General features: G+C 40.0%; 7 protein-coding genes and 1 pseudogene. 3 read left to right on the top strand and 5 right to left on the bottom strand.

Annotation, left to right across the window (positions count from 1 at the left end; all coding sequences use genetic code 11):
• The 5 genes and pseudogenes from HWQ37_RS05500 to HWQ37_RS05480 form a co-directional block, all read right to left on the bottom strand.
• Positions 1-189, bottom strand: a pseudogene (locus HWQ37_RS05500) (superoxide dismutase); the annotation flags it as partial.
• Between the two features lie 339 nt (positions 190-528).
• Positions 529-1,086, bottom strand: a complete 558-nt coding sequence (locus HWQ37_RS05495; RefSeq protein ID WP_292744706.1) for a 3'-5' exonuclease — start codon at positions 1,084-1,086, stop codon at positions 529-531.
• Positions 1,087-1,088: 2 nt separating this feature from the next.
• Positions 1,089-1,532 (bottom strand): hypothetical protein, encoded by a 444-nt coding sequence (locus HWQ37_RS05490; protein ID WP_292744714.1) that lies wholly within the window; start codon positions 1,530-1,532, stop codon positions 1,089-1,091.
• A 125-nt stretch (positions 1,533-1,657) separates the two neighbouring features.
• On the bottom strand, positions 1,658-2,920 hold the full coding sequence (locus tag HWQ37_RS05485) for a sensor histidine kinase (RefSeq protein ID WP_292744704.1): 1,263 nt from the start codon (positions 2,918-2,920) through the stop codon (positions 1,658-1,660).
• Between the two features lie 30 nt (positions 2,921-2,950).
• The gene (locus HWQ37_RS05480; RefSeq protein WP_292744702.1) at positions 2,951-4,837 is read right to left on the bottom strand and encodes an ATP-binding protein; all 1,887 of its coding nucleotides are present in this window, start codon (positions 4,835-4,837) and stop codon (positions 2,951-2,953) included.
• Positions 4,838-5,126: 289 nt separating this feature from the next.
• Here HWQ37_RS05480 and petN point away from each other — a divergent pair, with 289 nt between their 5' ends.
• From petN to HWQ37_RS05465, 3 genes are all read left to right on the top strand, one after another.
• Positions 5,127-5,216, top strand: a complete 90-nt coding sequence (petN, locus tag HWQ37_RS05475; protein ID WP_012408302.1) for a cytochrome b6-f complex subunit PetN — start codon at positions 5,127-5,129, stop codon at positions 5,214-5,216.
• Between the two features lie 7 nt (positions 5,217-5,223).
• The gene (locus tag HWQ37_RS05470) at positions 5,224-5,385 is read left to right on the top strand and encodes a hypothetical protein (RefSeq protein WP_292744700.1); all 162 of its coding nucleotides are present in this window, start codon (positions 5,224-5,226) and stop codon (positions 5,383-5,385) included.
• 154 nt (positions 5,386-5,539) lie between these two features.
• Positions 5,540-8,689 (top strand): GAF domain-containing protein, encoded by a 3,150-nt coding sequence (locus tag HWQ37_RS05465; RefSeq protein ID WP_292744698.1) that lies wholly within the window; start codon positions 5,540-5,542, stop codon positions 8,687-8,689.
• Positions 8,690-8,756: the final 67 nt, after the last annotated feature.

Genomic DNA, 8,756 nt, shown 5'->3' with positions numbered 1-8,756 from the left:
TGGTGCTAGCTGTGCAGGAAAAGCACTTAATGACCTATTAGGATAAGCTATGGTAGAAAACGGTCTAGCAGCTGTTGGTGTAGAAGATTGTGCCTCAGCTATTGGTACTGTTTCATGAGAAATTAGCAGAATTATCAACAGAATTGTTGTGAAGAAAAAAACTATTGTTTTTCGCCAAAATCCGATCATAAATTGTAGCCTCAAAATCAATAATATTATTGGCTTCTAATCTGATAATAGACTGTTGTTTTGCAGTCCAATTCAACCAAATACCATATATATTACCTTATTTGTCAATTAATTCGAGCCAAAATAAATATAGCTGAAGTTTGATTTTGTTAAACCTATAATTCAAACTTTGTCACGAAAAAATCTCTTTAACTAAGGATAATAATTATCAATCCGGTTCTTAATTTTATTGTGGTAAAGGCCTATCGTCGGTTTGAAAATCTTGTCCACACTCATAATAGCTAGATTTATGCACTATTTTAGCTGGGCTACACAACTACAAATTTTCTATTATTCAGCTTATTTTTTGTTTTTCATCTGTCTGTAGATAGCTGCAATATTTCGGGCATCATCAATACCACGATGGTGTGTACCTTTTAATTCTATGCCCAACTCATTAAGAGCTAGCGCCATCCCAAATTTTTTAGATACACCAAGATATTCTGAAAATTCCTCTTTAATATTTATGTGTTCTGAAGTAAAAGGATAAGGGAAATTATGAAACGCGCAATCTTGAAGAAATTGCTTTTTGTCGTAATTACCCCAAGAACAAAAAATATAATTCGGAAATAATTTCATCCATTCTTTGAAGCGAGAAATTGCCTCTAAAAATTTGGGTGCTTCGTCAACATCTTGCTGCCGAATACTAGTCAATTCTGTGCAAAAACCTGTTAGTTGCGGATGTCTCACAGGTTGGATGAATTGCTGAAACTCTGAATCAATTTCCCACGTTGCTCGATTGAGCATCACAGCACCGATTTCAATGATTTCCATTTGGTGACGGGGAATAGTCGCACTATCACAGCACGTAGCTTCCAGATCGACTATCAAATAATAGTGGGATGTTTTAGTATTCATATTTAGGTAATAGAGATTGATGAAAAAGGTTTAACCCAACGCAATTGGATAGCGATATCAAGAAGTATCGCAGCCAGCGTAAACCATAACAAACTTTCTGCCGCCAACACCAAAAAAGGCCAAATTGTGCTGTGAGAATTCCATCCAAGTTCTATCTGAGTTAATCCGCGCACCAAGCCAAAGGCTAACACGCCACCAGCTTTGAGTTGGGGATTTTTATCGGAGCGGATGATATAGCGGTAGGTGACACCAAATAAGAAACCAGTAAAAGTTGCAACTGCAAGACTCACCAACAAGCGCCAGTTAACATCACTTTGCAGACATACAAGTGTCTGAAAATACTTTGTCAGTACGAAAGTATTCAACAGACTAATAGTCACAAAAGCCAAACACACAGATAATCCCCCAATTATTCCAGCTTTGAGGGATTCTATGCGTTCTGCCATTAATTGAGGATCTAAAATTGAATTCACTCTATATATAAATTAGGGATTGGGTATTGGAAAAATTTTTCCCCACTCTCCAATATGATAAATCCTAGAGCAGTTTTGTAATTAATTAAATGTTGTTCTCAAGTGGGGATTTTGATGATAAACTCTGTTCCCATGCCAGGTTGAGAATTCACTTCTAAAACACCTTTGTGTTTCTCGACAACTATTTGATATGCAATGGATAAGCCAAGTCCAGTACCTTTGCCAACAGTTTTTGTAGTAAACAACGGCTCAAACAAACGTTTTTTAAGCCGTTCAGGAATACCAACCCCATTGTCAGCAATCCGAATTATAACCAATTGTTCAGAATCTATTTCTGTTGCAATTTTAATCTGAGGATTTAGATTGCTTATTTTGCCTTCCATTATAGCCTCATCAAGAGCATCAACTGCATTTGCGAGAATGTTCATAAATACTTGATTCATCTGCCCTAGATAGCAGTAAACCTGTGGTAATTCTCCATAGCTTTTAATAACTTCAATGCGGGGGCGATCGCTATTAGCATTGAGGCGGTGTTGCAAAATCATTAGTGTACTATCTATTCCTTGGTGCAAATCAGCAGAGATTTTGGCATCACTATCCGAGCGAGAGAAGTTGCGGAGTGAACTAGAAAGGTTCAGAATTCGTTCGCTTCCTAGTTCGAGTGAGTTCAATATTTTTCCCATATCTTCGAGAACAAAGTTCAGATCCAAGTTCTTAATAGTATTGGTAATTTTGGCTGTTGGGTTTGGATACTCTTGTTCGTACAGTAGAAGCAACTCGGTTACTGCTGTAATATATTCTTGCAAGGGTGGAATATTGCTAGAAATAAAGTTGATGGGGTTATTGATTTCATGACCAATACCAGCGATTAACTCTCCGAGTGTTGATAGTTTCTCTTGCTGCACTAGTTGAACTTGAGCTTTTTGCAAAGCCTTGGTGCGATCGCTAACTTGTTGTTCTAAAGATTCAGTCAATTGTTTGAGTTGTAAATGTACGCGCACTCTAGCAATGACTTCCTCTTGGGCAAACGGTTTAGGGATATAATCTACTGCGCCAAGGGAAAATCCCTTCGTTTTGCTTTCCGTATCCGCTAAAGCTGTGGTGAAAATAATCGGAATGTTTTGGGTAACAGGATTGGCTTTGAGGCGGCGACAAGTTTCAAACCCGTCAATACCGGGCATTTGTACATCCAGCAAAATTAACTCTGGTTGATTGCGTTCGGCTTGAGCGATCGCACTTTCTCCATCGACTGCAACCCGAAAACGAAAACCCTCACTATTGAGCGCTTCACATAGGAGAGATAAATTTGTAGGATTATCATCCACAATCAAAATAAATCCGGTATTTGAGGTCTTGAACATGATAAATTAACAATTGAAATTTAACTCAAATTAATTGATGTATTGTTGAATAAAAGTTTCCAAACGTTTGAGTTGGAAATTACTAGCAAGCTGGATGATTTGCTGAAGGAAAATGCTTAAATGCTCATCAGACGCAGAAAGTTGATTGCACAATTCCAAAACTTTTTGAATATCGCCATCTTGTGTAAGTTCGAGTAATTCTTGTAAAACCTGGTTGGTAGGATAAATTATCTCATTTGGTCGATCCAAACCATCTATATCGGTTTTTTTGATTTCATTTACCTTTACGTCAAAAATCCATTCTAGTTGCAAAAATTGTCGTAGCATTTCCAGCAGCGTTTCAGCTTCTATAGGCTTTGGTAGAAATGCATTTGCACCTACATCAATACTCTTGTACTGGTCGGCTGCAAACACACTAGCTGAGGAAGCAATGACAGCAATCTCTTTAAATTGCTCAGATTGACGCAAACGTTCGATCAACTCAAATCCATTCAATATAGGCATCACGAGGTCAGTAATAATCAAGTCTGGTTTGTGGGTTAGAGTCTTTTCCCACCCTTCTTCACCCTGACTAGCTTCTATAACAGTAAACCCAACTGGCTCTAGTAAATTTACAATTACCGATCGATTTTCCCATTTGTCATCCGCAATCAAAATAGTACGCCTTTGTCCTTGATAACCAATAATTGTTCCTTGCTCAACCACTCTAGAAACTTTTGCCCAGTCTTTAGATTCTGGGAATTCTGCCTCAAACCAAAAAGTGCTACCTTTGCCAAATTCACTTTGTACTTGAATTTGACTACCCATCAACAAAACAATGTTTTGGCTGATTGCTAATCCCAAGCCTGTACCTTCAGATTGTCGTTTTTGATTTCCTACTTGTTCAAAGGGCTGGAAGATTTTCTGGGCTTGTTCAGCGATTATCCCCGCGCCAGTATCTATTACCTCAAAACGAATTGTATAGTTAGTCTGTCCATTGGTATTTGATTGTTTAGCAATAACCTTAACCTTGAAGGTGACACTACCTTGATTAGTAAATTTAATTGCATTACTAAGCAAGTTAATTAGTACTTGCCGCAAGCGTTTTTCATCACTATGAATGCCCGTTGGCAAATCAGAATCGAGTTGGACGTGAAACACGATTACCTTTTGTTCTGCTCGGATGCGGGAAATTTCAGTCACGCTATCGATAAACGCAGGTAAGTAGAAATCAACAGGATACAATTCTAGTTTTCGGGCTTCTATTTTGGAGAGATCCAGAACATCATTAATTAGAGTTAAAAGATGAGAGCCACATTGATAAATGATGCTGATTCCTTTACGTCCTTTTTCACTCAAAGATTCTGTGCGTTGAAGAATTTGTGTATAGCCGAGAATCCCGTTGAGAGGTGTGCGTAGTTCATGACTCATATTAGCGAGAAATTCACTCTTGGCTTGGCTGGAGCTTTGAGCGATTTCTTCTGCAAGGCGTAATTCTTTTTCGATGCGCTTACGCTCGACAATTTCAGTTGAAAGCGCTTGATTAATAACTTCTAACTGGGTTGGGCTGGGTAATATCAGAGCTTGAGGCATGAGATAAAATAACGCAAATGCCGTATATATGGAAATAATGGCAGTTATCGCTTTTAAACCACCTGCAATCCAATAGTCTGCATGCCAAAGCGTCCAAATATCTATCAAGTGTCCGGTACCGCAAGCAATGATAAAAGCACCAAATAACAAAAAGATTCCATTGAAAGGAACATCTTTGCGCTTAGAAATAAAGTAAATCAGTAGGAAGGGAATAGAATAATAGGCAATAGCGATCGTGGCATCAGAAATAATGTGCAGCCAAACTAATCCACTTTGCCAGAGATAACAATGTCCGTGGGCAATAAAACCGTTGGAGTGCAAAGGATAGTTAAAAAATGTCGGCATGATATTAGGGGTTGCTGGATTGAAAATATATATGCATAGCCCTAGTATTCCCAAAGCATCAAGTCAGAAAGCGCGATCGCTACTTTTTTATCAAAAACTTGGGTCTAAAACCCCGTCGTAGAACGACGGCTTTAATCATTGCTTAAAGTAGTAGCTGACAAGAAAACTTGGTATCTTTTTGGCGATAGCACGCAAAACTTCCAATGTCATTGATAAAAAAATCTGAGTCTGCCCAATCCCTGTATGATAAATATTAGAAACCTTTTGTAATTATTTGAAAAATGGGACTATGGAGATTTTGACACTAGGTTGGGTATCGCTGTTAGTTGTGTTCACTTGGTCAATTGCAATGGTAGTGTGGGGACGTAACGGACTGTAGAGGCATTGTGGAAAGTCCATTTTTGAGTATTTTGGCTTTATTTGCTGTAGTGCTGCTCGTAGTAGTCACTGGTGGTATTGGTTATTTGACTCTGGCAGATTGGCGCGATCGCCGTCGCCGAGATGAAGAGAAACGCGCCACCCGCAGCGCCACTCCTAAGCGGCGATAATTTTCTCGTGATTGAAAAATCTTTTTGTAGGGACGCGATCTAATCGTGTCCCTACACTGTTTTTTATGACATTCCCAGGAAATAATTGTTACCTTTGCGATCGCAACGGGAATCATGAGATAGAAGACTTTCAATATTTAAAGTCCCACTGGGAATGGAAAACTCCTCTACTACTCAACCCATAGAACCAAATTCAGAACGCCAAGAATCTTATTCAGACGTGACACGCTCTTTGCGTCAGAATGAGCAACAAAAAGCCTTATCTGGAGTTATTGCCCGCATTCGAGAGTCTCTAGACATAGAAACTATCTTCAAAACTACAGTCACTGAAGTCCGCCAACTTCTGAAAAGCGATCGGGTTGGCGTGTTTCGTTTTTATCCTGATTTGGCATGGGAAGGGGCATTTATCTATGAAGATGTGGCCACAGAATGGGATTCGGCATTAGCAGCCAAACTGCGCGATCACTGCTTTAGTGAGGATTTCGCGGAATTATATCAGCAAGGTCGGATTAAAGCAATAGCTGATATTTATCAAGTTAATGCCAGTGATTGCTACATCCAGATTCTAGAAAGATTCCAAATACGTGCTAATATAACTGCCCCCTTGATTAAAGGTAAAGATTTATGGGGATTGTTGTGTATTCATCAATGTGGTAGTCCTCGGCAATGGGAAGCCTCAGAAATTGAATTTGTGCAATTAATCGCCGAACATCTAGGAGTTGCCTTACAGCAAGCAGATTACTTGGAACAAGTCAAACTACAATCAGCAGAACTAGCACAAGCAAAAGCCAGAGAAAAAGCAGCCCAATGGCAGAAAACCATAGCCATTACCATTGAGAAAATTCGCCAGTCTCTAGATTTGGAAAGCATTTTCCACACAACCACCGCAGAACTTAGACAGCTGCTAAATGCTGACCGCGTGGCTATTTATCGCTTTAATCCCGATTGGAGTGGCGAATTCGTGTTTGAATCAGTGGCAGAGGGTTGGATTTCCCTCATAGAGCAGCAGTCGCAACGACCGGAATTGAAAGAGAACGTCAGCGAATGTAGCGCCAAAGATTTAGCTAAACCCCCAGTCGCTGATACTTATTTACAAGATACAGAGGGTGGTAGCTTCAGTCGGTGTGAAGTGTACCGGATTTGTAATGATATTTACAATTCAGGCTTTAGCAACTGCTACATTAAAATTTTAGAGATATATCAAGCAAGAGCTTATGCGATCGTTGCCATTTACCACGGTGAGAAGCTCTGGGGTTTGCTAGCAGCCTATCAAAATGCTGGATCTCGTGATTGGCAAAAAGATGAGGTTTACTTGCTTACCCAAGTTGGCACTCAACTAGGCGTGGCTTTGCAGCAAGCAGAATTTATCCAACAAATGCAAATCCAAGCAGCAGACATCAGCAAAGCTGCTGAAAGACAAAGGGCGTTGGCGAACACCGTAGAAAAAATCCGTCAGTCTCTTGATATTGAAGCCATCTTTAAAACCACTACTCAAGAAGTCCGTCGGCTATTAGAAGTGGAACGAGTCGCAATTTACCGCTTCTATCCTGATTGGAGTGGCGAATTTGTCGCCGATTCCATTGTTGATGGCTGGACACCAATGGTTAAGCCGCAGCCAGTGACAGAAGGTGTTCTTGTGCAAAGAAAGCAAGCAGGTAAGTATGCACGTAATGAAGCTTTTGTCCCAATTTCTCAGGGTGAGAAGTTGTGGGGATTGCTAGTAGCTTATCAAAATTCCCAGCCTCGTTATTGGCAAGATGAGGAAATCAACTTATTGGCACAAGTTGGCATTCAATTGGGAGTAGCATTACAGCAAGCTGAGTCATTAAAACAGATGCAGGTGCAAGCCCAGAAACTGGCTCAAGCTGCCGAACGAGAACGGAAAGCAGCACAAAGGGAAAAGGCTTTAGCCGCAACGGTGGAGAAAATTCGCCAGTCTCTTGATATTGACACCATCTTTGCCACCAGTACAGAAGAAGTCCGGCGGCTATTGGAAGTTGAGAGAGTGACAATCTATCGATTTGAGGCTGATTGGAGTGGCGAATTTGTTGCTGAATCTTTAGCCCCAGGTTGGACACCAGTAAAGAAAATTGTGGCTGCGATGTCTACGACAGGCGTAGCTGCCTCAAGTAATTACTTGCAAGAAACCCAAGACGGAGATTTTACTAATGATAAAACTCTTGTTATTAAGGATATTTACAGTACCGATTATTCTATTCCTTATATTGCCCTAATTGAGCTAATGGAGGCTAGGGCATATATTATTGTGCCGATTTTTCAAGGTGAGAAACTCTGGGGATTACTAGCAGCTTATCAAAATATCAAACCCCGTGATTGGCAAGAAGATGAGATAGATTTGCTGATGCAGATTGGTACTCAGTTAGGGGTAGGACTTCAGCAAGCGGAATTGCTCGAACAAACTCAACGTCAAAAAGAAGAGATTACCCAGACTCTCAAAGAATTACAGCACACTCAGAGCCAGTTGATTCAAAGTGAAAAAATGGCAGGTTTAGGGCAGTTAGTTGCTGGTATAGCACATGAAATTAACAACCCGATTAGTTTTATTTACGGCAACATGACTTATGTTAAGGAACATACCGAAAATTTATTTAAATTACTACGCCTGTATCAGAAACAGTATCCTAAGGCAACAGAGGAAATTAAAAAGCAAGTAGCAGCACTAGATTTAGATTTTATTAGTGATGACTTACCCAAAATTCTGATTTCAATGAAGATGGGGGCAGAGCGGATCTCTCAACTAGTCTTGTCGTTACGAATTTTTTCTCGACTTGATGAAACAGGAATAAAACCCGTTGATCTTCATGAAGGCATCAATAGTACGTTGCTAATTTTACAACATCGACTGCAATCACAGACTAATTCTTTTGCTATTGAGGTAGTTAAACAATATGGTGAATTGCCGCCAGTAGTCTGCTATGCCGCCCAAATGAATCAGGTATTTATGAATATTCTCAACAATGCAATCGATGCACTGGAAAACTCGGCAACTAGTGGAAAAAAAATTGACAAGCCTAAAATTTGGATTCGTACAGAAGTCACTGAAAGAAATACTATTCTAATTTGCATCGCTGACAATGGTTGTGGGATTCCAGAGATTGTGCGATCGCGCATTTTTGAACCTTTCTTTACCACCAAACAACCTGGACAAGGTACTGGTTTGGGATTATCTATTAGTTACCAAATTATTGTAGAAAAACACGGTGGTAATATCAAGTGTGTTTCTGAACCTGGTAATGGCTGTGAGTTCTGGATAGAAATCCCGATGAAACGGATAATTAGTTAGGAAAAAATAGGCGATGCATTCTCTATGAGACGCTACGCCAACGGCGGGCTTTCTTTGCCTACGCTCT

This window comes from Nostoc sp. NMS4, assembly GCF_017115095.1.
Lineage (GTDB): Bacteria > Cyanobacteriota > Cyanobacteriia > Cyanobacteriales > Nostocaceae > Nostoc.
This window is presented reverse-complemented; position numbering and strand designations above follow the sequence as displayed.